This is a genomic window from Mesorhizobium sp. M3A.F.Ca.ET.080.04.2.1 (genome assembly GCF_003952525.1).
Lineage (GTDB): Bacteria > Pseudomonadota > Alphaproteobacteria > Rhizobiales > Rhizobiaceae > Mesorhizobium.
The window spans coordinates 5,131,861-5,156,580 of record NZ_CP034451.1 but is presented as its reverse complement, the minus strand read 5'-3'; the positions used below and the strand labels follow the sequence as shown (position 1 = coordinate 5,156,580).

22 protein-coding genes and 1 pseudogene are annotated in these 24,720 nt (G+C 63.8%); 10 read left to right on the top strand and 13 right to left on the bottom strand.

The features are described 5' to 3' along the window. Nucleotides 1–65 precede the first annotated feature (65 nt). The 3 genes from EJ074_RS24610 to EJ074_RS24600 all read left to right on the top strand — a co-directional run bounded on the left by EJ074_RS24610 (nt 66) and on the right by EJ074_RS24600 (nt 4,819). On the top strand, nt 66–707 hold the full coding sequence (locus EJ074_RS24610; protein WP_095806882.1) for an FMN-dependent NADH-azoreductase: 642 nt from the start codon (nt 66–68) through the stop codon (nt 705–707). Between the two features lie 159 nt (nt 708–866). After that, nucleotides 867–2,249, top strand: a complete 1,383-nt coding sequence (locus EJ074_RS24605) for a 3' terminal RNA ribose 2'-O-methyltransferase Hen1 (protein WP_095806883.1) — start codon at nt 867–869, stop codon at nt 2,247–2,249. Continuing rightward, nucleotides 2,246–4,819, top strand: a complete 2,574-nt coding sequence (locus EJ074_RS24600) for a polynucleotide kinase-phosphatase (RefSeq protein ID WP_095806884.1) — start codon at nt 2,246–2,248, stop codon at nt 4,817–4,819. Before EJ074_RS24605 ends, EJ074_RS24600 begins: the two co-directional genes overlap by 4 nt. A 6-nt stretch (nt 4,820–4,825) precedes the next feature. Here EJ074_RS24600 and EJ074_RS24595 read toward each other — a convergent pair whose 3' ends face one another. The 7 genes from EJ074_RS24595 to EJ074_RS24565 form a co-directional block, all read right to left on the bottom strand. Then, nucleotides 4,826–5,119: an HlyU family transcriptional regulator gene (locus tag EJ074_RS24595; RefSeq protein ID WP_095806885.1), complete on the bottom strand. Its 294-nt coding sequence runs from the start codon at nt 5,117–5,119 to the stop codon at nt 4,826–4,828. A 155-nt stretch (nt 5,120–5,274) separates the two neighbouring features. Beyond that, nucleotides 5,275–5,952 carry a PadR family transcriptional regulator gene (locus EJ074_RS24590; RefSeq protein WP_095806886.1) on the bottom strand — a complete coding sequence of 226 codons (678 nt, stop codon included), beginning with the start codon at nt 5,950–5,952 and terminating at the stop codon, nt 5,275–5,277. 131 nt (nt 5,953–6,083) lie between these two features. Then, the gene (locus tag EJ074_RS24585; RefSeq protein WP_176478390.1) at nt 6,084–6,464 is read right to left on the bottom strand and encodes a DCC1-like thiol-disulfide oxidoreductase family protein; all 381 of its coding nucleotides are present in this window, start codon (nt 6,462–6,464) and stop codon (nt 6,084–6,086) included. A gap of 66 nt (nt 6,465–6,530) precedes the next feature. Beyond that, on the bottom strand, nt 6,531–6,824 hold the full coding sequence (locus EJ074_RS24580) for a GYD domain-containing protein (RefSeq protein WP_095807033.1): 294 nt from the start codon (nt 6,822–6,824) through the stop codon (nt 6,531–6,533). Between the two features lie 198 nt (nt 6,825–7,022). Next, complete coding sequence (gene rpoD / locus EJ074_RS24575; protein WP_095806887.1) at nt 7,023–9,050, bottom strand: RNA polymerase sigma factor RpoD; 2,028 nt, start codon at nt 9,048–9,050, stop codon at nt 7,023–7,025. Between the two features lie 366 nt (nt 9,051–9,416). Beyond that, nucleotides 9,417–11,360: a DNA primase gene (gene dnaG, locus EJ074_RS24570; RefSeq protein ID WP_095806888.1), complete on the bottom strand. Its 1,944-nt coding sequence runs from the start codon at nt 11,358–11,360 to the stop codon at nt 9,417–9,419. Between the two features lie 137 nt (nt 11,361–11,497). Next, a complete protein-coding gene (locus tag EJ074_RS24565; RefSeq protein WP_095806889.1) occupies nt 11,498–11,860 on the bottom strand; it encodes an RcnB family protein in 363 nt (120 codons plus the stop codon). A gap of 362 nt (nt 11,861–12,222) precedes the next feature. On the opposite strand from EJ074_RS24565, the gene EJ074_RS24560 reads away from it, so the two are divergent. The 3 genes and pseudogenes from EJ074_RS24560 (at nt 12,223) to EJ074_RS24550 (ending at nt 15,155) form a co-directional block, all read left to right on the top strand. Further along, nucleotides 12,223–13,887, top strand: a complete 1,665-nt coding sequence (locus tag EJ074_RS24560) for a Na/Pi cotransporter family protein (RefSeq protein WP_095806890.1) — start codon at nt 12,223–12,225, stop codon at nt 13,885–13,887. 113 nt (nt 13,888–14,000) lie between these two features. Continuing rightward, a complete protein-coding gene (locus EJ074_RS24555) occupies nt 14,001–14,210 on the top strand; it encodes a DUF2061 domain-containing protein (protein ID WP_095807034.1) in 210 nt (69 codons plus the stop codon). Between the two features lie 128 nt (nt 14,211–14,338). Continuing rightward, a pseudogene (locus EJ074_RS24550) lies at nt 14,339–15,155 on the top strand (MFS transporter). Nucleotides 15,156–15,167: 12 nt separating this feature from the next. Here the strand turns inward: EJ074_RS24550 and EJ074_RS24545 are convergent. Then, nucleotides 15,168–15,725, bottom strand: coding sequence for a GNAT family N-acetyltransferase (locus EJ074_RS24545; protein WP_095806891.1), 558 nt, complete (start codon nt 15,723–15,725; stop codon nt 15,168–15,170). Between the two features lie 126 nt (nt 15,726–15,851). On the opposite strand from EJ074_RS24545, the gene EJ074_RS24540 reads away from it, so the two are divergent. Beyond that, entirely contained in the window at nt 15,852–16,856 is a 1,005-nt protein-coding gene (locus tag EJ074_RS24540) for a hypothetical protein (protein WP_095806892.1), read from the top strand. A 54-nt stretch (nt 16,857–16,910) separates the two neighbouring features. Here EJ074_RS24540 and EJ074_RS24535 read toward each other — a convergent pair whose 3' ends face one another. Then, on the bottom strand, nt 16,911–17,360 hold the full coding sequence (locus tag EJ074_RS24535) for a GatB/YqeY domain-containing protein (RefSeq protein ID WP_095806893.1): 450 nt from the start codon (nt 17,358–17,360) through the stop codon (nt 16,911–16,913). A gap of 270 nt (nt 17,361–17,630) precedes the next feature. Between EJ074_RS24535 and carA the strand changes: the two genes are divergently transcribed. Next, nucleotides 17,631–18,836 carry a glutamine-hydrolyzing carbamoyl-phosphate synthase small subunit gene (gene carA / locus EJ074_RS24530; RefSeq protein ID WP_095806894.1) on the top strand — a complete coding sequence of 402 codons (1,206 nt, stop codon included), beginning with the start codon at nt 17,631–17,633 and terminating at the stop codon, nt 18,834–18,836. Between the two features lie 162 nt (nt 18,837–18,998). On the opposite strand, the gene EJ074_RS24525 is transcribed toward carA, so the two are convergent. From EJ074_RS24525 to mntR, 4 genes are all read right to left on the bottom strand, one after another. Further along, nucleotides 18,999–20,267, bottom strand: coding sequence for a TCR/Tet family MFS transporter (locus EJ074_RS24525; RefSeq protein ID WP_095806895.1), 1,269 nt, complete (start codon nt 20,265–20,267; stop codon nt 18,999–19,001). 153 nt (nt 20,268–20,420) lie between these two features. Continuing rightward, nucleotides 20,421–21,338, bottom strand: coding sequence for a neutral zinc metallopeptidase (locus EJ074_RS24520; protein ID WP_095806896.1), 918 nt, complete (start codon nt 21,336–21,338; stop codon nt 20,421–20,423). A gap of 134 nt (nt 21,339–21,472) precedes the next feature. Beyond that, nucleotides 21,473–21,655, bottom strand: coding sequence for a hypothetical protein (locus EJ074_RS24515; RefSeq protein ID WP_095806897.1), 183 nt, complete (start codon nt 21,653–21,655; stop codon nt 21,473–21,475). Between the two features lie 88 nt (nt 21,656–21,743). Beyond that, on the bottom strand, nt 21,744–22,196 hold the full coding sequence (mntR, locus tag EJ074_RS24510) for a manganese-binding transcriptional regulator MntR (RefSeq protein WP_165350005.1): 453 nt from the start codon (nt 22,194–22,196) through the stop codon (nt 21,744–21,746). A 230-nt stretch (nt 22,197–22,426) separates the two neighbouring features. Here mntR and EJ074_RS24505 point away from each other — a divergent pair, with 230 nt between their 5' ends. Both EJ074_RS24505 and EJ074_RS24500 read left to right on the top strand, forming a co-directional pair. Continuing rightward, nucleotides 22,427–23,791, top strand: coding sequence for an Nramp family divalent metal transporter (locus EJ074_RS24505; RefSeq protein WP_129553844.1), 1,365 nt, complete (start codon nt 22,427–22,429; stop codon nt 23,789–23,791). Between the two features lie 47 nt (nt 23,792–23,838). Next, nucleotides 23,839–24,690: a protein-L-isoaspartate O-methyltransferase gene (locus EJ074_RS24500; RefSeq protein WP_095806900.1), complete on the top strand. Its 852-nt coding sequence runs from the start codon at nt 23,839–23,841 to the stop codon at nt 24,688–24,690. Nucleotides 24,691–24,720 lie beyond the last annotated feature (30 nt).

Below are 24,720 nucleotides of genomic sequence, written 5' to 3'. Positions count from 1 at the left end.
TTCAGATTGGTCAGCAATCCCATATTGGTGGGGAAAGTTCAATCCAACCCCAAAGGGACACCGCCATGTCTATTCTGCTTGTTACGTCCAGCCCGCGCGGCGCCGCTTCGCATTCGACTCACGTCGCCACCGATCTCGCGCAAAAGCTGCTTGCCGCCGATCCGTCGGCCAAGCTGGTCGTGCGCGATCTCGTCGCCAATCCGCTGCCCCACATCGACCCTGATTATGCGACCGGCATCTACACGCCCGTCGAGGCACGCAGTCAGCGCCAGGCCGAAGTGGTCGGCGTCTCCGACGCCGTGCTCGAGGAGCTGTTTGCGGCCGATACTGTCATTCTCGCCACCGGCTTCATCAACTTCAACATCTCGTCGACGCTGAAGTCGTGGATCGACCACATCGCCCGTTCGGGCAAGACCTTCGCCTATGGCGCGAACGGCCCGAAAGGTCTCGTCGCCGGCAAAAAGGTCTATATCGTGCTCGCTTCCGGCGGCATCTATTCCGAAGGTGCCGCCGTGCAGATGGACCACGCCATTCCCTATCTGCGCGGCGTGCTCGGCTTCCTGGGTATGACCGATGTCGAGGTCATCCGGGTCGAGGGTGTCGGCATGGGCGCCGACGCGGTCACCGCCGCGCTCGCCAAGGCGACCGCCAGGGTCGATGTGATCGCGGCTGGAACCGCCGGCAAACGTGTTGCGGCGGCGGCGTAAACGCACGCCATCCTTGGCCGAAATAAAAGGCAGGCGCCGGCCCGGCGCCTGCCTTTTTGCTTGCGCGCACTCGGTCAGTTGCATTGCGCCCAGCCGAGATCCAGCAGATAGCCGTGCAACGCCATTGGTTATTCTGCCGGTCTGCGCTATCGGTCGCGCATGTTCCTGTCCGTTGCTACAACGCATCGTCCGGCCACAGATCTCGGTTTCTTGCTGTACAAGCATCCCGATCGTCTGCACGAGACCGACCTGGCCTTCGGCAAGGCTTGGCTGTTCTATCCGGAGGCAACCGAACAGCGTTGCGAGGCTGCGCTTCTCCTCGACATCGACCCGATCGGACTCGTACGGGGCAAGGGTCAGGCAGAAGGCCTGCTGGACCAGTATGTAAATGACCGGCCGTACGCGGCATCGTCCTTCCTGTCAGTGGCGCTCAACAAGACGCTGCGGACCGCGATGACCGGCATTTCAAAGGAGCGCCAGGACCTGGCCAACAGCGACCTGCCGCTTGAAGCCGTGCTGACCCCGCTGCCGATGCTTGGTGGGGAGGCTCTAGTCCGAGAGCTGTTCGAACCCCTGGGGTGGACCGTCGACCTGACGCCGATCGAAAATGCCGGACATGGAGCCGGCAACCGGCAATACGGCCAACTGAAGCTGACGGGGAAAGGCCGGCTGAGCGGCTTGCTGAACCACCTCTATGTCCTGATCCCGGTCCTTGACGACGCAAAGCACTACTGGGTCGGCGAGGCCGAGATCGACAAGCTGCTGTCCAAGGGCGAGGGTTGGCTGGAAAACCATCCCGCCAAGGACGTGATCGTGCGGCGCTATCTGCGCAATCGCGGTCCGTTGGCCCGCATCGCCCTGGAGCGGCTGGCTCCCGAGACGGTGGGAGAATCGCTGCGTCCCGAAGTCAGGAGCGCACCCGAGGAGGCGCTGGAGATGCCTATTCGGCTGAACGACCTGCGCATGGACGCGGTGGTCGACGCCATTCGGGCAACCGGTGCAAACGTTATCGCGGATCTGGGATGCGGCGAGGGCAAGCTGCTCTATCGGCTCGTGCGCGAGCGATGGGTCCACAAGCTGTTCGGACTTGATCCCGCAATTCGCGAACTGGAGTGGGCTGCGAAGCGTCTCAAGCTGAATGAGTTCGGTGGACCGCCCGAAGGTCGGGTCACGCTGTTGCATGGATCGCTGACATACCGGGACAGCCGCTGGGCCGAAGCCGACGTCGCCGTGATGGTCGAGGTCATCGAGCACCTCGACGAAGACAGGCTGCCTTTGGTCGAACGCATCGTTTTTGGCGAGACGGCGCCGAAGTCGGTGATCGTGACCACTCCGAATGCGGACTATAACGCACTGTTTCCGAACCTGGGCGCGGGCAATTTTCGCCATCCCGACCATCGCTTCGAATGGAGCCGCGCCCAGTTCGAAGTCTGGGCGGCCAAGATCGGCGAGACCTATGGCTATGCCGCCGCCTTCAGCGGCATCGGGGCTGCCGACACCGTCCTGGGAGCGCCCACGCAGATGGCGGTGTTCACGCGATGAGAGAGCCCGACAAGACCGACCTTGCCATCCCTGATTTTGCGCTCGTCGTGCTGATCGGCTCGACCGGATCGGGCAAATCGACTTTCGCCGCCAGGCACTTCCTGCCGACCGAGGTCATCTCCTCGGATCGCTGCCGCGCACTCGTTTGCGATGACGAGACCGATCAGGACGTTTCGGCGGACGCCTTCGAATTGATGCGCGAGATTGTTGGCAAGCGGCTCAAGCACCGCAAGCTGGCGGTCATCGATGCCACCAACGTGCGGGCAGCCGACCGCAGGGCCTGGATTGAATTGGCACGCAAGTGGCACGCCCTGCCTGTCGCCGTCGTCATCGATCCGGGTGTCGACGTCTGCGTCGCGCGCACTGCGTCGCGACCCGACCGGCAGTTCGGCGCGGGAGTAGCCCAACGCATGACGACCGAGATCCGCAAGGGTCTCGGCGGCCTGCAACGCGAGGGCTTCCGCCAGGTCTGGAAGCTTGGCAGCGAGGCCAGCATCGAGGCTGCCAGGGTCTCGCGCCAACCGCTTTGGACCGACAAGCGGGACGACCCCGGACCGTTCGACATCATTGGCGACATCCACGGCTGCGCCGATGAACTTCAGACCCTGCTCGGCCAACTCGGCTACGGCGTCGCCTGGTCCGAGGATCGCGGTGACCGAACGGTCGTCGTCACTCCGCCAGAGAGCCGCAAGATCGTCTTTGTCGGTGACATCGTCGATCGTGGTCCCAACTCGCCCGACGCCCTGCGCATCGTCATGGGCATGGTGGCGGCCGGCACTGCCTACTGTGTCCAGGGCAACCACGAACGCAAGCTCGGCCGCTGGCTGGAAGGCCGCAAGGTCACGGTTGCTCACGGCCTGCAGCAAACCATTGACCAGTTGGAGACTCAAGATCGCGGCCTGCGAGAGGCCCTGCCGGCCTTCCTCGACGGTCTGCGCAGCCATGTCTGGCTGGACGGTGGACGCCTGGCCGTTGCCCATGCCGGCCTGAAGGAGGAAATGATCGGACGTGGTTCGGGCGCCGTGCGCGAATTCGCTCTCTATGGCGAGACCACGGGCGAGATCGATGAATTCGGCATGCCAGTCCGCGCCGACTGGGCCACGGCCTATCGCGGCAAGACGGCCGTCGTCTATGGCCATACGCCGATGCTGTCGGCCGAATGGGTCAACAACACCCTGTGCATCGACACCGGCTGCGTGTTCGGCGGCAAGCTGACGGCCTTGCGCTGGCCGGAGCGCGAGCTTGTCGAGGTGCCGGCACTCCAGGTCTGGTCCGAACCGATACGTCCATTGGGGGGAGCCGATCTCGGCAAATCGGCCCAGGCCGACGCCGACGGCGTCCTCGACTACCAGGACGTTTCCGGTCGCCGCTGGATCGAGACCGAACTGAGGGGCCGTATCGTCGTTGCCGAGGAGAACGCGTCGGCGGCGCTGGAGGTGATGAGCCGCTTCGCACTGGCGCCACAATGGCTGGTGTATCTGCCACCGACGATGTCGCCGTCCGAGACCAGCAGCCAAAGCGGCTGGCTCGAGCGCCCCGAGGAAGCCTTCGCTCACTTTCGCGAACGTGGCGTCGCTCAGGTCGTATGCGAGGAAAAGCATATGGGTTCGCGGGCGGTCATTGCGCTGTGCCGGGACGCGCGGACGGCGCGCGAACGCTTCGGCGTGTCGGGCAACGAGACCGGCGCGATCTGGACCCGGACGGGACGCTCCTTCTTCAAGGACGCCGCCGTGACGGAAGGCCTGCTTGCCCGTCTTCGCACCAGCGTCGATGCAGCGTATCTGTGGAACGAACTGAGCAGCGATTGGCTGCTGCTGGATGCCGAGATAATGCCTTGGTCAGCCAAGGCGGGCAGCCTGATCGAAAGCCAGTACGCGCCGGTGGCGACGTCCTCGGCCGCCGGCTTCCAGGCCAGCCACGAGGCGTTGGCTCGGGCTATGGCGCGCGGCGTCGATGCGGCCGGACTGCGGGCGCGGTTCGATGACCGGGCTGCGCGCGCGACCAAATACGCCGCCGCCTGGGCGCCCTACGTATGGCCGGTCTCAAGCATCGACGACCTCAAAGTCGCGCCATTTCACCTGCTCGCCAGCGAAGGACATGTCGGCTTCGACAAGGATCACGTATGGCACATGACGCTTGCGGCCCGCCTGGCCGCCGAAGATGGCGTGACTAGCACACGCTGGCGCACGGTCGATCTTGCCGACTCCGACGCGTGTGCGGAAGCAATCGCGTGGTGGGAGGCGCTGACGGGCTCGGGCGGCGAAGGCATGGTGGTCAAGCCGCGCGACTTCGTCAGCCGCGGCCAGAAAGGACTCATCCAGCCGGCGTTGAAAGTGCGTGGCCGGGAATACCTGCGCATCATCTACGGCCCCGAATACGATGCGCCGGACAACCTCGTTCGCCTGCGGGAGCGTGGCCTGGGTGGCAAGCGCAGTCTGGCACTCAGGGAGTTCGCGCTCGGTCACGAGGCGCTGAAGCGGTTTGTGGCGAAGGAACCGCTGCGGCGGACACACGAGTGCGTGTTCGGTGTGCTGGCCCTGGAGAGCGAACCGATCGACCCCCGACTGTAGAGATGTCTAACCGAACATCCGCTCACCCTGTTCGTCGACCAGTTGGATGCCCTTCTTGATCGAGATGTCGACGGCATCGTCCAGTCCGGCGAAACGGTCGGCCCGGATGAATCTGTGCTCCTTCACCACGCCGTCGATTTCCTTCGAGACGACGCCGCAGGTCTGGTACTGGCCCTCCGCCTTGTAGGGCGTGGCGCTGATCAGGAATCCCTTGTGCTCGACCTGTTTTGCCGGCTTTGCGCTTGCGGGCTCGTTCGCCTCACCACCGCCTCCGCCGAAAAGGCGTTTCAGAAATGACATAGCGCATCCTCCAACGGCAATCGTCCTGCATCACATAGCGTGTTGCAGGACGATTTTCACTACAGGAGCATCCCGAAAACTGTGCGGCGGTTTTCGCGGTCATGCTTTGCTGTCCTCGGGTTTCGCCGGCCAACGGCCGCCTCAGGCTCGCCGGCTCAGCGGCGCGACAGCGCCTCGAGTGCCGCCGCGGCGTCTTCCAGTATGCTGATCGCCTCGGCCTGCTTGTCTTCCGGCGCGTCGACGATATCGCCGAGCGCGGCGCGCAGCCGGTGACGCAGCGCGCGGAACCGGTCGCGCTTCTCATCCCGCTTTTCACGGCGACCGCGCCAGCCGCCATCCTCGTCGCCCCAGCCGAACCAGTCGCGCGCCTTGGCCATCTTGCGGCCAAAACGCTCGAGATGGTCGAGCACGTGGTCGATCATCTCGCGGTTTTCCTCGAGATGCGCCCTGCCCGCTTCGGTGATCGAGAACACCTTCTTGTTGCCTTCGCTCGAGGAGACGGCATAGCCCGCTTCTTCGAGGAAAGTCAGCGTCGGATAGACCACGCCCGGGCTCGGGCTGTAGATGCCGCTGGTGCGCTCCTCCAGGGCCTTGATGATGTCGTAGCCGTGGCGCGGCGCCTCGGCCAGAAGCGACAGCGTGATCAGCTTCAGGTCGCCATCAGCAAGCATGCGCCCGGCGCGGAACATCTCGCCGGGGCCACCGCGGCCGCCACCGCGCATGCCTTGCCCGAACGGCCCGAAGCCGCCGCCGCGGCCGCCGAATTTGCCGGCCATGTGCATGAACATGCGCTCGCCGAAATGATTGTGCCGAAAATGATCGTCTTTGTGCATGGATTGCTCCTCAAGTTCTATCTTACGATATATCTTAAATAACGCGCCACGCCTGCCGATTCAAGATATATCATACGATGTATCGTAGATGCACCCAGCGGCAGTTGACAGCACGGTTAAGCGCAGGCGCTCTACCAGCGGCCCTTGCGCCGATTCCAGGCATAGAGAAGGTCGGCGAAACGGTCGTAGACGAAGCGCGTCAGGGGCAGCACGGCAGGATTGCCGAACAGCACCGCCAGCCAGCTTTCGACTGGCGTCAACCGCCACACTGCGATCGCGACATCGGCGCCCGCAAGCAGCCTGCCTTCGGCATCGGTCGCATGCAGCCGGCGGCGGATGTCCTCCAGCGAGGCTCCGAATGCCGAGAGCGCGGCCGGCTCGAGATTTATGTCGCGGAATTCGATGCGGCCGGCCTTGACCGCCTCGATCAGCCGGCGCTTCTGCCGGACGATGCCCGCGTCGCAGACCGGGCAGCGTGTATTGTACCAGACGGTCAGCAGAGGCGTGGGCATGGCGCGACTATCGGGGATGCGGCGCGGCCCCGCAAGCACCGCGCCGGTGCATGCCCGAGCCAGACTTCACCCGAGCGAACTGATGATCTCGCGATAGGCGAATTCCGGAAAGGCCTTCATCGTCCGCGTCCTGACATTGCCGCCCGATGACAGCATCAGCGCGAAACGGGCAAGCACGGCATCGTCAGGCGCTTCGACCACGGCGACCATGTCGCATTCGCCCATGGTCAGATAGAACGCCTTGAACGATCCGCCCATGTCCCCCAGCAGCTTCTTGGCAGCATCGAGCCGCTTCGGCGACTCCCGCACATTCTTGGCTCCCATCTCGGTCCAGTTGATAAGCACGATGTAGGTTGTCACGGCACACCTCCCTCCGGCGCCACGGAGCTGGCGCCTGGCCGTTGCGACCGGCGCCGGGGCGGGCATCCGGCTTGTCGCCCACAAATGCATCCGACACCGAAATTATCCTCCCGGCGGGCACTCCCGGCAAGAGCGGCGCAGGCAAAGGAAAGGGCGCCACGAGGACGCCCTTTCGAATTCCTGGTCTGATTGTCGCTATCAGCTGTCGAGGAAGCTCCTGAGCTTGCGCGAGCGGCTCGGGTGCTTGAGCTTGCGCAGCGCCTTGGCCTCGATCTGGCGGATGCGCTCGCGCGTCACCGAGAACTGCTGGCCGACCTCTTCCAGCGTATGGTCGGTGTTCATGCCGATGCCGAAGCGCATGCGCAGAACACGTTCCTCGCGCGGCGTCAGCGAAGCCAGCACGCGGGTCGTGGTCTCGCGCAGATTGGCCTGGATGGCCGCGTCGATCGGCAGGATCGCCATCTTGTCCTCGATGAAGTCGCCGAGATGCGAATCCTCCTCGTCGCCGACCGGCGTTTCGAGCGAGATCGGCTCCTTGGCGATCTTCAGCACCTTGCGCACTTTTTCCAGCGGCATGGCCAGCTTTTCGGCCAGCTCCTCCGGCGTCGGCTCGCGGCCGATCTCGTGCAGCATTTGGCGCGAGGTGCGCACGATCTTGTTGATCGTCTCGATCATGTGCACCGGGATGCGGATGGTGCGCGCCTGGTCGGCGATCGAACGGGTGATCGCCTGCCGGATCCACCACGTCGCATAGGTCGAGAACTTGTAGCCCCGGCGGTACTCGAATTTGTCGACCGCCTTCATCAGGCCGATATTGCCTTCCTGGATCAGGTCGAGGAACTGCAGGCCGCGGTTGGTGTACTTCTTGGCGATCGAGATGACGAGCCGAAGGTTCGCCTCCACCATCTCCTTCTTGGCGATCGCTGCCTCGCGCTCGCCCTTCTGCACCTGGTTGACGATCTTGCGGAATTCCTGGATCGAGATCGCCGTCTCGGTGGCGAGGTTCTGGATCTCGGCGCGCAGTTCCTTGATCGCGTCCTTCTCGTTCTTGGTGAATTCCTTCCAGCCGCGCGAGGTGAGGTTGGCGATCGAGCGCGTCCAGTTCGGATCGAGCTCCGAACCCTGATATTCCCTGAGGAACTCTTCACGGCGCACGCCATAGCTCTCGGCGAGCCTGAGCAGCTTGCCCTCGTTCTGCACCAGACGCTTGTTGATGTCGTAGAGCTGCTCGACCAGCGCCTCGATGCGCGCCGCATTGAGCGACAGCGATTTCACCGCCTTGATCAGCTGGTCCTTCAGTTCCTTGAGGCGACGGTCCTGGCTGGGCGAAAGCGTGCCGGCCGCGGCGAGACGGTTCTCGACCTGCTGGTCCTGCAGCTTGCGCAGCTTCTTGTAGGTGTCGGCGATGACGTCGAGCGTCTCCATCACCTGCGGCCGCAGTTCCGCTTCCATCGCGGCCAGCGACAGGCTTGCCTCGTCCTCGTCGTCTTCCTCTTCCTCCAGCCCGCGCGTGTCGCCGCCGACATTGGTGATGTCGTCTTCTTCTTCGCGTGCGGCCGCGCGGCCGCGCGGCTTTTCTTCGGGCTTGGGCGTTTCCTCGATCCGTTCGACCACCGGCGCCTGCTTGGCCTCGGGGCCGGCATAGGTCGCTTCGAGGTCGATGATCTCGCGCAAAAGGATCTTCGATTCGTTGAGCTCGTCGCGCCAGATGATGATGGCCTGGAAGGTCAGGGGGCTTTCGCAGAGGCCCGCGATCATCGTCTCGCGGCCGGCCTCGATGCGCTTGGCGATCGCGATTTCGCCTTCGCGCGACAGAAGCTCGACCGAGCCCATTTCGCGCAGATACATGCGCACCGGATCGTCGGTGCGGTCGGTCGGCTCTTTCTTGGTTGTCGTGGTGGCGACGGCGGTGCCGGTCTGCTCGGCGAGCTCGTTGGCGTCGTCTTCGCTGTCACCGGCCGCCTCGGCCTCATTCTCCTCGCCAGCCTCGTCATCCTCGACGACATTGATGCCCATGTCGTTGAGCATGGCATTGATGTCTTCGATGCGATCCGGATCGGTCTCTTCCGATGGCAGCACCGCGTTCAGTTCGTCGAGTGTGACATAGCCGCGCTTCTTGGCGGCCTTGATCATCTTCTTGACAGCATCGTCGGAAAGGTCGAGCAGAGGGCCATCGGTGGCGCCTTCGCGTTCGGTCTCGACCTCTTCCTTTTCCTTTGTCGCCATTCTTTGTCGTCTCCAAGCGGCTGATATCGAAGCCGCGTAAGCTGCCGGACCGGTCATACCGGATGCGCTCGCGCCAGAACGCTTCTTACCGGGCCAGTAACCGCATCTCTCGTTAAGTCCAGATTAACCCTGGTATCTGTGGCAGGCCTTTTGCCTGTCCAGTCACCAGTTCCTCACATCGCTCAAAATTTCCCACCGACGCGGGGGCACGGTTAACGTTTCGAATCGTCCTGATTCCGCCAATCTGCCTGAAGGTCAAGCGCCTCTCGCATGATTCGCCTGAAAAAAGCGAATCAATTACCCGACTTAGGGGCGTCGATTCGACGCGCTGTGCATTTCCACTTCGATTTCGCGGCAGCCCAGGACCTAAACGCGCCCGGCTCTGCCCGACGAAACGCCGAACCCTTCGATCAGCGCTTCCGTTGCCTGTACATCATTGAATTGCGCTTGAATCTCGACGAGATGCCGGAAGTTTTCATCCGAAGGGTCTGCATCGAGCGCCGCCTGCGCCTGTTTCAGCTCTCTATGTAAGGTGCGCGCGCTGCGCTGCAAGTGCAGCGCCTGGTTGAAGGCGTCGCGGGCGTCGTCGAGCGCCGCGGTTTCGAGCGCCGGCCACTGCCGCGCACGCTTGATCAGCGCCACCGCGCGTTCCCAGATAGCACCACAGCCGGCGCGCTCGATGGTGGCAATGACGGCGTCGCGATCGTCGGCCGCGTCATGCGCCATGGCGTCGAGGATGGCAGCGTGCAGCCGCCGCAGGTCCGAATTGGCGAGGTCGAGGAATTCGACATGGGCGAAATTCTCGTCGATCAGCGCAGGATGATTGATCAGCGCCACGATGATCGTCGCCTCGCGCACCGACATGCCCTCGCCGGCCCGCTTGATCAGCGCCGAGCGTCCGAGGCTTTCGGTGATCGCCGTGCGCCCGCCGGCCGCCGGACCTCGCCCGAAGGCACCACCGGCAGCCTGGCCCTTGCCGCGCTCACCGGGCCGGCCGTCCGGCCGCTGTTGGCGCGCACCACGCTGCGTGCCGAAGAAGCTCAGCACCCGCTCGCGCATTTCTTGGCTGTAGTGGTAGCGCGTACTTTCGTCGCGGATGCGGCCGGCGAGCCCGCGCAGCGTCTTTTCGAGCTCCGCGCGCCGTTCCGGCGTGTCGAAGACGCCGCCCGCCGTCTCACGCATCCACAGCAGGTCGGCGAGCGGCCGGGCCTCGGCCAGCACCGCGCGGAAAGCGTCCGGTCCATCTGCCTTGACCAGGTCGTCCGGATCCTTGCCTTCGGGCAGCAGCGCGAAGCGCGCCGATCGTCCAGGCTGGACCCCCGGCAGCGCAAGGTCGGCGGCGCGCCACGCCGCCTTCAGCCCGGCCTGGTCGCCGTCGAAGCAGAGCACCGGCTCGCCGGCCATGCGCCACAAAAGCTCCAACTGGTTTTCGGTGAGCGCGGTGCCGAGCGGGGCAACGACATTCTCGAAGCCGGCCTGCGCCAGGACGATCACGTCCATATAGCCTTCGACCGCGATCACCGTGCCGCCCTTGGCCAGCGCCCTGCGGGCGCGGGCAAAATTGTAGAGCACGTTGCCCTTGTGGAAGAGCTCGGTATCGGGCGAGTTCATGTATTTGGCCAAAGCATCAGGCGCCAGAGCGCGCCCGCCGAAAGCGATGATCCTGCCGCGCGAATCCGGGATCGGGAACATGATGCGGTCGCGGAACCAGTCATAGGAAACCGGCACATCATCGCCGTGCCGCACCAGCCCGCAGGCCTCTATGTCGGCTTTCGGCACGCCCTTGGCGGCCAGATGTTCCTTCAGCGCGTTACGGCTGTCCGGCGCATAGCCGAGGCGGAAGGACTGCTGCGTTGCCGGCGTCAGTCCACGATCCCGCAGATAGGCCCGCGCCTTCGCCCCGTCGGCGCTCTGCAGCCGCTCCTGGAAGAAGACGGTCGCCATTTCCATGACGTCGGTCAGGCTGGCGCGTTCCTTCTCGCGCCGTTCCTCCTCTGCGTCGCGCACCGGCATCGGCACGCCGGCCATGTCGGCGATCTTCTCGACCGCTTCGGGAAAGCTAAGGCCGTCGAGCTCGGTCAGGAACCTGAAATGATCGCCCGACACCGAGCAGCCGAAGCAGTGATAACGCCCCTTCTTGTCCTCGCAGTGGAAAGACGGACTCTTCTCGCCGTGAAATGGGCAGCAGGCCCAGTAGTCGCCGCGCGACGCGTTCGTCTTCTTCCTGTCCCAGGCGACGCGCTGGCTGATCACCGATGATATCGGCACGCGGTCGCGTATCTCGTCGAGGAAGGCGGGTGGAAAGCGCATCGGAAAAGGCTCGTTTGCCCTCCATATAATCAAGCCGCCCGGGCGCGACGACTCGCAAAAAATCATCGTACCCGCTTTTCACAGACAAAAAGAAGGGCGGCCGCGGGACCGCCCTTTTTGGTGCGGACATTGCCCGATCAGTGCGCGGCGATGGCGCCGAAGATGACACCGGACACGATGCCGACCAGCAGGTAGTCGTTGCCGACGCGGATCCATTCCTGGCCGGGACCCGGGCGGCGCAGCCCGTAGCGGTTCCAGTCGCGCACCGCCTGGTGACGCTTCCATGCGGCATATCTCTGGCCGTTGCGCCAGTGGCTGCGCTTCACCACGACCGTCCTCTTCACCACCACCTTCTTCTTCACCACGACCGGCTTGTGCCAGTCGACCTGGATGACGTTCGACTGCATCGCGCTCGGCTGATTGAGCGGCGCGGCCTGGCCGGAAAAGGCCGAGGCGGCCAGCATGGAGGCCATGACGGCGGAAAGGATGAGGCGCTTCATGATCGGTACTCCTTGGTTGTCGATAGGCAAGGAGTAGCGGCGCCCGGATGAACCGAAACTGAACGATTGCATTACAATTCTGTAATGATTTCCGACGGTTATATAAACACCCTCATCAATGCACACGAATGGAATCAACACTCCTTGCGCCGACCGGTCTCCATCGGACCTGCCGTCCGGCTTGCCCATGCAACCAATGTGCTTTCATCCATTTCCGACACGCGCCGTCGCCTGTCAGCCACAGGCCAATTCGTGCATAATTTATTACCCGGCTAAAATCGGTTTGGAGTAACTTCGGCTCCTGAAATGCTTATGATTCGGCCTCTTTTCCGCCTGCCTGCCGCCTCGCCGCGAGGCCGCGCATGAGCGGGTCCGTCGTCCTGCTGCACCTTGCCGGCGCAGTGGCGCTGATGCTGTTTGCCACCCGCCTGGTCAAGACGGGCGTCGAGCGCGCCTATGGCGACATGCTGCGCCACAGGCTGCGCGCCACCATGCGCAATCCGATCATGGCGGTGCTGGCCGGCTGTGGCCTGGCCATCGCGCTGCAGAGTTCCACCGCCGTCACACTGCTGGTCGGCTCCTTCGCCGGCGCCGGCATCGTGTCGGGCGCCGCCGGGCAGCTCGCTGTGCGTGGCGCCGAGATCGGCTCTGCGCTGGTCGCCAAACTGCTCACCTTCGACCTGTCGCTCCTGGTGCCGTTGTGCCTGGTCGCTGGGACCGTCATGTTCATGGCCACCGAGCGGCGCGACTGGCGCCAGTCCGGCCGCATCCTGGTCGGCATCGGGCTGCTGATCCTGTCGCTGGAGATGATCGGCCAGGCCTCCGAGCCGCTGCGCGACAGCCAGCTCATGCCGGTCATCATCACCTATTTCTCCGGAGACGCCATAACCACTTACCTGCTGGCGGCGCTGATCACCTGGCTGTTCCAGTCGAGCATCGCAGCTGTCCTGCTGATGGCGACGCTGGCGGGCCGCGGCGTGATCACTCCGGAGCTCGGCGTGGTCCTCATCCTCGGCGTCAATCTCGGCTCGTCGGTCATCGCGCCGGTGCTGACCCGCTCGGCAGCGCCGGAAGTCCGCGTCGTGCCGATCGGCAACCTCTTGATGCGCGGGCTCGGCTCGCTCGTCATGCTGATCCTGTTCATGATCTTCAGGCCGCAGTTCGCCTTCCTCGGCGCGACCGCTTCGGACCAGATCGTCAACGCCCACATCCTGTTCAACGTCATCATCCTGCTTGCCGGCCTGCCGCTCGCCGGTCTGGTGTATCGCGCGTCGGAGAAGATCGTGGCGATTGGCGGCAAGGCCGAGCCGGCAGCCGGCCTCGACGTCGTCGAATTGTCGGCGCTCAACGAGAGCGCGCTCGACACGCCGAGCCAGGCGCTGGCCAACGCCACCCGCGAGGTCGTGCGGGTCTGCGAGATCGTCGAGATCATGCTGAAGCGCATCATCGAGCTCTACGAGAGCGCCGATGCCGGCAAGATCAAGGCCTTGGCGGCACTCGACGACCGCGTCGACCAGAAGCATGCGGCGATCAAGCTCTATCTCGCCAAGGTCACCAAGAACCCACTGACCGAGGACGAGGCGCTGCGCTGCCAGGAACTGATCGGCGCCTGCGTCAAGCTGGAGCAGGTCGGCGACATCATCGTGCGCAACATGCTGGTGCATGTCCGGAAGAAGCTCGAGCGCGGGCTGGAGTTCACGCCCGAGGGGTGGCGCGAGCTCTGCGCCTTCCACGCCTCGGTGCTGGCCAATGCGCGGCTGGCCTTCAACGTGCTGGTCTCGCGCGATCCCGAGACGGCGCGCCAGCTGGTGCTGGAGAAGGATCTGCTGCGCGAGCGCGAGAAGGAAACCAGCGCCAGCCATTTCCTGCGGCTGCGCGACGGCACCGCCAAGAGCGTCGAGACCAGCTCCATCCATCTCGACACCATCCGCGATCTCAAGCAGATCAACTCGCTGCTCGCATCGATGGCCTATCCCGTGCTCGAGGAGCGCGGACTGCTCGGCGGCTCGCGGCTGAAGGCCGGCTAGCGACAGTCGTGCGGCAAGGCTCGTCCGCAGCGGTGCAGAAATTAGGCTTTGCCCATCCTCGCTTCTCTCGGCTAAGAAGTTGGTCGAGTTAGTCTGGGAGGATGACCGCGTTGATAGACACCCATTCGCGCAGCTTCGCCAAAGCGCTTTCCTGGCGCGCCACCGGCACGATCGACACGATGATCATCTCACTGGTCGTCACCGGAAGCGTAAAGCTCGCGGCCACGATTGGCGTGACCGAAGTCATCACCAAATCGCTGCTCTATTATCTGCACGAACGGGCCTGGCTGAAGATCCCTTACGGCCGCCGAAAGGTCGCCTAGTTCCTGAACCGAGCAGACCCGTTTTGGGATCCGCTGAAGAAAAGCTAAAGCGGCGTCGACAATTTCTGCATTGCCGGCTGCGCTCCGGCATGATCTGAGGCGGTGCATTCCGTCCGACGCGTTTTTGAATCATGCTTGCGCTGATTGCCCTGTTCATCGCCGCCTTCGCCTTCGGCACCACCGAATTCGTCATTGCCGGCGTGCTGCCGGAGGTCGCGCGGGGGTTGGCGCTCGACCTTCTGGGTCATGGGAGCGCTGGGCCTCGTCGCGATCCTGGCCATGCTCGCCCTGCTGCCGCGCACGGCCGGGGCCGCGAACCGGCCGGCTGGCCTGGCGCGGGAAGTGCGTGTGCTGGGACGCCAGCAGGTCTGGACGTCGCTTATCCTGATGCTGATGCTGATGATCGGCCAGTTCGGCCTCTTCACCTACATCACCCCGACCCTGGTCGAGGTCACCGGCCTCGACGAGAACTTGATCCCCTGGGTGCTGCTGCTCAACGGGGTCGGCGCCACGATCGGGGTCTTCATCGGCGGCAAGCTCTCCGATTGGAAGCTGATGCCGTCCTTGATCACCATGCTTTGCCTGCAGGCCGTGATGCTGGCGGTGATCTATGCCGTCAGCCCCTATCCGGTGCCGATGGTTGTGGCGATCGTCATCTGGGGCGGCCTCAACTTCGCCATCGGCGCACCGATCCAGACCCGCATTCTCGCCTGGACCGCCGACGCCTCCAACCTTGCCTCCTCGCTCATCCCGTCCGGCTTCAACGTCGGCATCGCGCTCGCCGCCTCGCTCGGCGCGGCGATCCTTAATGCCGGCTACGGCTATCGCAGCCTGCCCCTGGCAGGCGTGCTCGCCATGCTGGTGGCCGTGACTGTGGCCGTCGCCTCGCAGGCGTGGGAATGGCGCAGCCGCGCGACGCCGCCGCTGCCGGCAGCGGCTGAGTAGAGCCGGGCCCGATCAAAGATCGATCCGGAACCTCAAGCTCTCGGCACCGCCATAGGCGGCATCCTCGAGGAAGCGCCCCACCAGCCTGCCGCCATTCGCGCTTATCACCTTCTGCGAGGCGGGGTTGCCCGGCTTGGCGGTGATCTCGACATACTCAAGACCGACCGCCCTCGCCTCCGCCAGCATCAGCCGCAGCGCCTGAGTGGCATAGCCCCGGCCTCGCTTCCACGGCACCACGGCATAGCCGATATGGCCAAGCACATGCGGCGGCAGCTCGGATGTGCCATTCTGCCAGCGAAGGCCAATCGAGCCGGCCGCTTCGCCATCCCAGATCCAGCGGCGAAAACCCGGCAGGCGCGGCACCTTGGTGCCGTCGGGCAAGGCGATCGGCGGCCCCTTCGCCTCGGGATCGTCGAGACTGGCGAGAAAGGCGACAGGATCTTGCGCGATGGCCGCCAGCTGCTCGCGCGTGGCTTCCAGCAGCCGCACATTGTCCGGCGACCAGCCGCGCTCCAGCGCCGCCTTGTAGGACGGCAGATGTTGGAGCGCAGGTTTGACGATTTCGATCATGACCGATCGCGGATTTCCAGCAAGCTGCACCTAAACTAGAAGTGTTTCGCCGATTGGCGCGATACCTCTTATGATCGTTCTCGGGTGATTCACCGCAAGTTAATTGTGAACGGGGGAATTGAGCTGGTGCGGTTGAAATTTGTTCCGCTGGGTGTCGCCACTATCTGCAGCGTCCTCATCGCCTTCGCGCTGGCGATGACACCTCGCTCCTTCGCAGCGTCGCGGGCCTCGGACATTCCCGACTGGCTGCAGCGCCATGTCGGCGATGGCGAAGGGCAGATCTCGCAAATAGTGTTGGAGCGGGCGCGCGCGCTTTACCAGAAGAAGGTCAGCGAAGGTTCGGTCGCGAATCCCTGCTACTTTGCCATGGACGCGACGCGTCCAGGCGATCTGGGCAACAGTGTGCTTGGCCAGCGTTACTACATCATCTGTGAAACCAAGCAGCTCTTTCGCGCGGTCTCGTCCGGCCATGGCAGCGGCCGCAACCTCAAAGGCGTTGCCAATTTCTCCAACGGCAGGCGTTGCGCGAAAAACTTCGGCAATGCGATGGACTCGGAGCTGACGGCCGGCGGCGCCTACATGACCGCCGAAGCGAAAACTTCGTTCAAGGGCTACTACCGCGTCGGCGCAAAGCAGGATGCGGTGTTCATGCGCACCTTCATCCAATTCGATGGTGAAGGCGAGACCGCAAACGCTAGGCAGCGCGTCATCGGTGGCCATCCGGCGGCACTGCTGCGGGGAATGTGCATGCGCAAAAATCCGCAAAGCTCTTACGCCGACCACGACGGTTTTGTCCCGTTTGGGAAATTGGTGAACTACGCCGGCGGGCGCAGCAATGGCTGCACCAGCTGGTCGCCCGCCGATGCCGAGCAGATCATCCCGCTGGTCAAGAACAACCCGACGACGCTCTACATCTATCCTGAATCGCGCGACATCGCGGCGATCGCCCGCGCCAAGGCCGCCGGCCAGTCGCTGTCAGGCGCTGGCCTCTATTGGAACGCGTCCTGCCTGAACGAGATCGGCTCGCCGAAATTCTGGCCGAAGAAGACGCTCGAGCCGATTATCGCGCAGTACAAGAAGGACCATCCGGCACCACCGCCGCAGCCGGTGCCGATCTGCAAGGGACCTTGAGACTGTCGCCGCTCGCCAGCGGCGGCGGCCACGTAGCAACGCAACAGCCTTTCGTTACTGCAGCAGCCCTTTGACGATGGCGCTTGCCTTGGCGAAGTCCATCTGTCCGGCATATTTCTGTTTCAGCGCGCCGATCACCTTGCCCATGTCCTTCTGGCTGGCAGCACCCATTGCAGCGATCGCTTCGCGCGCCGCCGCCGTGATCGCCGCGTCGTCGAGCTGTTGCGGCAGGAACTCGCGGATGATCTCCATCTCGCCGCGCTCCTGGGCAGCCAGTTCCGGCCGCTTGCCGTCCTCGAACGCCTTGGCCGACTCCTCGCGCTGCTTCACCATCTTGGCCATGATCTGCAGGATTTCTTCTTCGCTCGCCGCCGGCTTGCCGGCGCCGCGATTGGCGATGTCGCGGTCATGGATGGCGGCCTGGATCAGCCGCAGCGTCGGCAACCGGTGCTTGTCCTGCGCCTTCATCGCGCTCTTCATGGATTCGGCGATTTTCTCGCGCATCGTGCTTCTCCTTCGAACGCGGCGGACAATAGCTTTGCCGAACGGACAAGGCAAATCCCGGCAAGTATCTGATTTTGCTTGCCGAAATAAATCGATGCCGTTCGGAGGCAGCCTCATTGACCGCCTCGGTGCCTTCCCCTATGTACTGAGCCTCGCATGAACTGAAACTTTGGTTGCGCGCAGGCCCGCGAATTCGCCGCTGCGCGCTATTTGCTGCGCGGATCGTCCCGTGGACGGGATGGTCCGGAAGCAGTCTTTAGGAGTGCCGCCATGGCCGCCACGACTGCCCCCTGGGTCACGGAGAAGCCGACCGCCCTTCTGGTCCTTGCCGACGGCACGGTGATCGAAGGTCGCGGCCTCGGCGCCACCGGATCGGCGGTTGCGGAAGTGTGCTTCAACACCGCGCTCACCGGCTACGAGGAAATCCTCACCGACCCGTCCTATGCCGGCCAGATCGTCACCTTCACATTCCCGCATATCGGCAATATCGGCACCAACGACGAGGACATCGAGGACCTCAATCCGGCGGCGCGCGCCGGCGCTGTCGGCGCAATCTTCAAGGCCAATGTCACCGACCCCTCCAATTACCGGGCAGCCGGACATCTCGACCAGTGGCTGAAGCGGCGCGGCATCATTGCCCTTGCGGGCATCGACACACGTGCGCTCACCGTGCTGATCCGCGAGAAGGGCTCGCCGAATGCCGTCGTCGCGCATGCGCCCGACGGCAACTTCGACATCGACGATCTCAAGCGCCGCGCCGCTGCCTGGTCGGGCCTGGTCGGGCTCGATCTTGCCAAGGAAGTCACCTCTGGCCAGTCCTCCGTCTGGCGCGAGACACCTTGGATCTGGAACGAAGGCTTCGGCGAGCAGGACGAGCCCTCGATGCATGTCGTTGCCATCGACTATGGCGTCAAGCGCAACATTCTGCGCCTGCTTGCCGGCCTCGGCGCCAAGGTCACCGTCGTGCCGGCCAAGACCGATGCGGAAGAGATCCTTGCCATGCAGCCGGACGGCATCTTCCTGTCCAACGGCCCCGGCGACCCGGAAGCCACCGGCGGCTATGCCGTTCCGATCATCAAGGACCTGCTCAAGACCGACATCCCGGTGTTCGGCATCTGCCTCGGCCATCAGATGCTGGCGTTGGCGCTCGGCGGCAAGACCGAGAAGATGCACCAGGGCCACCATGGCGCCAACCACCCGGTCAAGGACCACACCACCGGCAAGGTCGAGATCGTCTCGATGAACCATGGGTTCGCCGTGGATGCCGACTCGCTGCCCGACGGCGTCGAGGAGACCCATGTCTCGCTGTTCGACGGCTCGAACTGCGGCATCGCGCTGACCGGCCGGCCGGTGTTCTCGGTGCAGCATCACCCCGAGGCTTCACCGGGACCGCAGGATTCGCACTACCTCTTCCGCCGCTTCGTCAATCTTATCCGCCAGCGCCGCGGCGAAGAAGCGCTGGCCGAACGGGCCTAGCGGCCTAAGGGTGTTGAGATTCAGGTCAGGCCGAATCGAAGACGCGAAGCGACCAAAATGGCGGGTTCCGAGATCGGAGCGGAGCGTACTTGAGACACGTGAGCACCGGAAGCGCAGGAAGCCGCCATTTGCAGGCCGGCATCACCTGAATATCAACACCCCTCAAACCGCGTCGGTCACCGCTTCCTGGGCGTGCATGCGCTCGACTTCCTTTGGCGTCGGCTTGGCCACCTTCGTCACGAAGACGATTGCCGCCAACGTCATGAAGATCGCGCCGAGCACGTAAGGCGCACCGCCGAACACCACTAGCGCGCTTGGACCGGTGAACCAGGAAAATATCCCCGTATAGAGCAGCGGCGTGATGATCGAGGTGATCGAGAAGATCGATGTCATCGCGCCCTGCAGTTCGCCCTGCGCCGAAGGTGGCACCTTGGCCGCGGCAAGGCTTCTGAGCGGCGGGTCGGCGAGCGACTCCAGGCAACCGGCGACGATCACCGCATAGATCATCCAGCCTTGCGTCGACAACGCATAGCCGAAGGCGCTGAGCGCGGTGAAGGTGAGGCCGATCGCCGCTGTCTTCCATTCGCCGAGCTTCGGGACGATCCTGGGCAGCACCGTCGCCATGACGATCGCCCCGCACAGGCCGAAGACTCCGAGCGAAAGGCCGATCTGCTGCTCGTTCCAGCCGTAGCGGTAATTGGAGACGAAGGACCATACAGCCGGATACATCATGTGCCCGAGCGTCATCAGGAAGAAGGCAAGGCCGATCCAGCCGATGCCCGGATAGTTGCGCATCTGGACGAGCGTGCCGACCGGGTTGGCCCGCTTCCATTCGAAGCGGCGGCGGTGCTTGTCGTCGAGCGTCTCCGGCAGAAAGAACAACCCGATGAGGAAATTCACGAAGGCGAGCCCCGCGGCGAAGTAGAACGGCACGCGCGGCCCGAAGGTGCCGAGCAGCCCGCCCAGCACCGGGCCGATGATGAAGCCGACGCCGAAGGCGATGCCGAGCAGGCCGAAGTTCTTAGCCCGGTTGTCGTCGGTGGAGATGTCGGCAATGAAGGCGGAGGTCGTCGAATGGCTGGCGCCGGAGATGCCGGCCAGCACTCGTCCGATGAACAGCATCGGATAGGACCAGGCGACGGCGCAGATCAGATTGTCGATGGAAAAGGTGAGCACCGAGGCAAGCAGGACGGGCCGTCGGCCGAAGCGATCGCTCAAGCCGCCGATGATAGGGGCAAACACGAACTGCATGGCTGCGTAGACGAAGAACAGCCAGCCGCCTTCGATCGCCGCCTCGCTGATGCCGACTCCGGTCAGTTCCCGCAGATAGGCGGGCAGCACCGGCATGATAATTCCGAAGCCGATGATGTCGAGCAGCAGCGTGGTGAAAACGAGGGCAAGTCCCCGCTTGGCCGTCTTGGGATCGATCATGATGGGGTCAAGCTCCTCGGCCGCCCTCGGACCAAGACGGGAGCACCTTATAGGCGAGCTTGTTGCCTGGAACAACAAGCGAGCAATAGCAAATACTCATTCTGGCAGTGAGTTGCCGGCAGCGCTGCCAAACGCCTGACGATAATGTGTCGCTCAGACCGGGTTGTTGAAAGTATCGCAGTCCGAAAGCTTCCCGCTCTTGTAGCCGCGGGCCAGCCAGGTCTGCCGCTGTGCCGAGGTGCCATGGTTGAAGCTTTCCGGAACGACATAGCCCTGCATCTTCTTCTGCAAGGTGTCGTCGCCGATCTGCTTGGCCGCGTTTAGCGCGCTTTCGATGTCGCCCTGCTCCAAAATCCCCTTTTGTCCGGTGTAGTGCGCCCACACCCCGGCGAAGCAGTCGGCCTGCAGTTCGACCTTCACCGACCATTGGTTGGCCTCGGCTTCGCTCATCCCTTGCCGCATCTGGTTGAACTTCGGCAGGATTCCGGTGAGGTTCTGCACGTGGTGGCCGACCTCATGCGCGATCACATAGGCCCTGGCAAACTCGCCGGAAGCTCCGAACTGCTGATCCAACTGCTGGAAGAACGTCATGTCGAGATAGACCTTGTGGTCGTTCGGGCAGTAGAACGGCCCCGCCGCCGACGAGGCGAACCCGCAGGCCGAGCGGATCTGGCTGCTGAACAGCACCAGCTTCGGATCTTCATAGGTTAAGCCGTTCGCTTTGAAGATGCCCGTCCAGGTGTCCTCGGTTTCTGCCAGCACCGTGGCAACGAACTGCTTCATCTCGTCGGAAGCCGGCGCGCCGCCCTGGGAACTGTTGTCTTCGGTGATCTGACCGCCGCCACCCGGCAGCGAGCCGCCGTCGCTCAACACTTGCAGCGGATCGATTCCGAGTGCCTTCAGGCCGAAATAGAGCACCACCAGGATGATAATGGTCGACATGGACATCCGTCCGCCGCCGGCACCACCACCGATCGGGATGCGGAACTGGCCAGGGCTGCCGCCGAAACCACCGCTGTCACCGCGCTGATCCTCAATATTGTCGCTCTGACGACGGCCTCTCCAAAGCATGGCAACTCCTCGCGATGCGTATGTCAGGTCCGGTCCGCGACCGCCCCCTCGTAACAATTAGCCCAATGTCACTTCAAGGCACAGCTTTTTTGGGTTGTGCGGAGGGTGAGATCCGGAGCCCGTCGTTTTCAGCCTCACTGCTTTGTGCCGGCGCTTTTGCCGTCGGAGCTTTTTGAGCGCTCCTCGGACCGCGCTGCGCCTTTCTTCAGCGGGCGGCCGGTTTCGGCCTCGGTCTTGCGCTTGTCCAAGGCTGCCGCCTGCCGTAATCCCTTTGCCGCCTCCTTGCCTTTTTCGGTCGGTGCGTGTTCGACGCCCATCGCATTCCTCCCTGGCCGCCATGATCGCGGACTGGAGACGAACGCGCTGGATGCTTGGCGGTTCCAGCTTGACTGGAAACCGAGGGGGTCAGCGCGCGGTCATCGCTCTGCGGAAAGCTTCCAGCGTCTCGGCACTGACATGGTGCTCGATGCCCTCGGCATCGATCCGCGCCGTCTCGGCGCTGACACCCAGCGAGCGCAGGAAGGCCTCGACCGTCTGGTGTCGGATGCGGCTTTCTTCGGCGACTTTGCGGCCTGTCTCGGTCAGGAACACGCCGCGATAGGGCTTTCTCGAGACCAGCCCGTCGGCGCACAGCCTGGTCAGCATCTTCGCCACGGTCGGCTGCGCGACGCCGAGCCTTGCCGCGATATCGACCTGACGCGCCTCATTGCCGTCTTCGATGAGATCGGCGATCAGTTCGACATAGTCTTCGACAAGCGCGCCGCGGCGCGCTTCCCGCGTCTGCCGAAAGCCCTCCGAGTGGATTTCGGCATCGGGGAGCGCGTTTTCGCGTCGAACCGGTCTGTTCCTCAGCGCCAATACGCGCCCCTCCTTGGGATTGAATCGGCTCCGCATTCATAGCACGGACCCGGCGTAGTCTGGCCGTTTATTTGCATTCCCACGCCGACGCAACCGGCCTTCGCGGCGGGTGGCCAAGCGCTGTTTGCGCATATCACGAAAGCACGATCAATGAAATATAGCCTATTGCATAATGTTGAGCCATGGCGTAAATAGAGGCGGTAATCCTACCCTCTTCACCGGAATGCCTCATGTCCGACGCCGATGCAGCAGCCGTAGCCCGATCCGCCTGGCGGTTTGACAGGGTCGACGACGAGCCACCGAGCCTGCGCGAGGTCAACGCCTCGATCAGGGTGCCGCAGACAGGGGTCTGGTTCCGTCGCCTGTTCGCCTTCATCGGACCCGGCTACATGGTTTCGGTCGGCTACATGGACCCCGGCAACTGGGCGACCGACCTCGCCGGTGGCGCCCAGTTCGGCTACACGCTGCTCTTCATCATCATGCTGTCCAACCTGATGGCGATCCTGCTGCAGGCGCTGGCCGCGCGGCTCGGCATCGCCACCGGCCGCGACCTGGCCCAGGCCTGCCGCGCCTACTATCCTCGCCCGGTCAACTTCCTGCTCTGGATCGCCTGCGAACTGGCGATCATCGCCTGCGACCTGGCCGAGGTCATCGGCACGGCGATCGCGCTGCAGCTGCTGTTCGGCATTCCGCTGATCGGCGGCGCCATCATCACAGCGCTCGACGCTTTCCTGCTGCTCTTCCTGATGAACAAGGGCTTCCGCTTCCTCGAAGCCTTCATCATCGCGCTTCTGATCATCATTTTCGGCTGCTTTGCCGTGCAGATCGTGGCCGCCGCCCCTCCGGTCGGCTCGATACTGCATTCCATGTTCGTGCCGTCGTCGCAGATCGTCACCAACCCGGAAATGCTCTACATCGCCATCGGCATCATCGGCGCGACCGTGATGCCGCATAATCTGTACCTGCATTCCTCGATCGTGCAGACCCGCGCCTATGAGCGCAACGACGCCGGCAGGCGCGACGCGATCAAGTGGGCCACGACGGATTCGACCATTGCGCTGATCCTGGCGCTGTTCGTCAACGCATCCATCCTCATCGTCTCGGCCGTGGCCTTCCACAACACCGGCCATCAGGATGTCGCCGAGATCGGCCAGGCCTTCGAACTGCTCTCGCCGCTGCTCGGCCTGGGCATCGCCTCAACGCTGTTCGCGGTGGCGCTGCTTGCTTCGGGCCTCAATTCGACGGTCACGGCAACGCTGGCCGGCCAGATCGTGATGGAGGGCTTTCTTAGGCTGCGCATCCCGCAATGGGCGCGCCGCCTGCTGACGCGCGGCATCGCCATCGTCCCCGTGGTGATCGTCACTGCGCTTTACGGCGAAAAAGGCACCGCCCAGTTGCTGGTCTTCAGTCAGGTGATCCTGTCGATGCAACTGCCCTTTGCCGTCGTGCCTCTGGTGCAGTTCGTGTCGGACAAGAAGAAGATGGGCAAGTTCGCCATTCCGCGTGCCGTCGCGTTGCTGGCCTGGGTGGTCGCCGCCATCATCCTGGTGCTCAATTTCAAGCTGCTCTACGACACGGTCACCGGTTTCGGCTGAGATCACGACCGGCGACAAACCGGCTGGCTGCGCTATGTTCGTAGGACATGACGCGTTCCGCCGAAGCTCGAAAATTCTATGCCAGACTGATGGCCGCCCAGGCGCGATCCGCCGGCCCCCGCCTTGAAGAAGCATTCGCCTCGGTGCCGCGCGAGGCATTTCTCGGCCCTGGGCCGTGGACGATCATCGCCGGCGACGGCCGGATCGAAACCCCGAGTGACGATCCAAGCTTCATCTACCAGAACGTGCTGGTTGTGCTCGATGCCGACAAGGGCATCAACAATGGCGAGCCGATCCTGCACGCCATGTGGATGGGCAAGATCGCGCCAAAGCCCGGCGAAGCCGTAGTCCATATCGGTGCCGGCACCGGCTACTACAGCGCGCTGCTGGCAAAGCTCGTCGAGCCCGGAGGGGCCGTTGCCGCCTTCGAGCTGGAGGCTGACCTTGCCGAGCGCGCCAGGCAGAACCTCGCGTCGTATCCGAATGTACAGGTCATCCATGGCGATGCGGTCGCCAGCGCGCTGCCGCCCTCCGACATCATCTATGTCAATGCCGGGGTCGCGGCCCCTCCCCTCAATTGGCTCAAGGCCCTGAACCCTGGCGGCCGGCTGGTCTTTCCATGGCGCCCGGCCGAACGCATCGGCCTTGCGGTTGTCGTCACCAGAACGCAGGCGGGCTTTTCCTGCGAGCCGTTCATGGGCTCCTGGTTCATCCCTTGCGTCGGCGCTTCCGCCGTTGGTCCGTCCGCGAAAATCCCCGACCGGGACAAGGCGGCGCGAAGCCGCTCGATCTGGCTTTCCGCCGACAGGACACCGGACCGCACCGCCACCGCCATCTTCGAGGATGTCTGGTTCTCGTCACGCGCCGTTCGCGCCGACAGCAAGCGCCAAAGAAATTGACAGACCCGTGTCGGAACGGAGCCTTGCGGC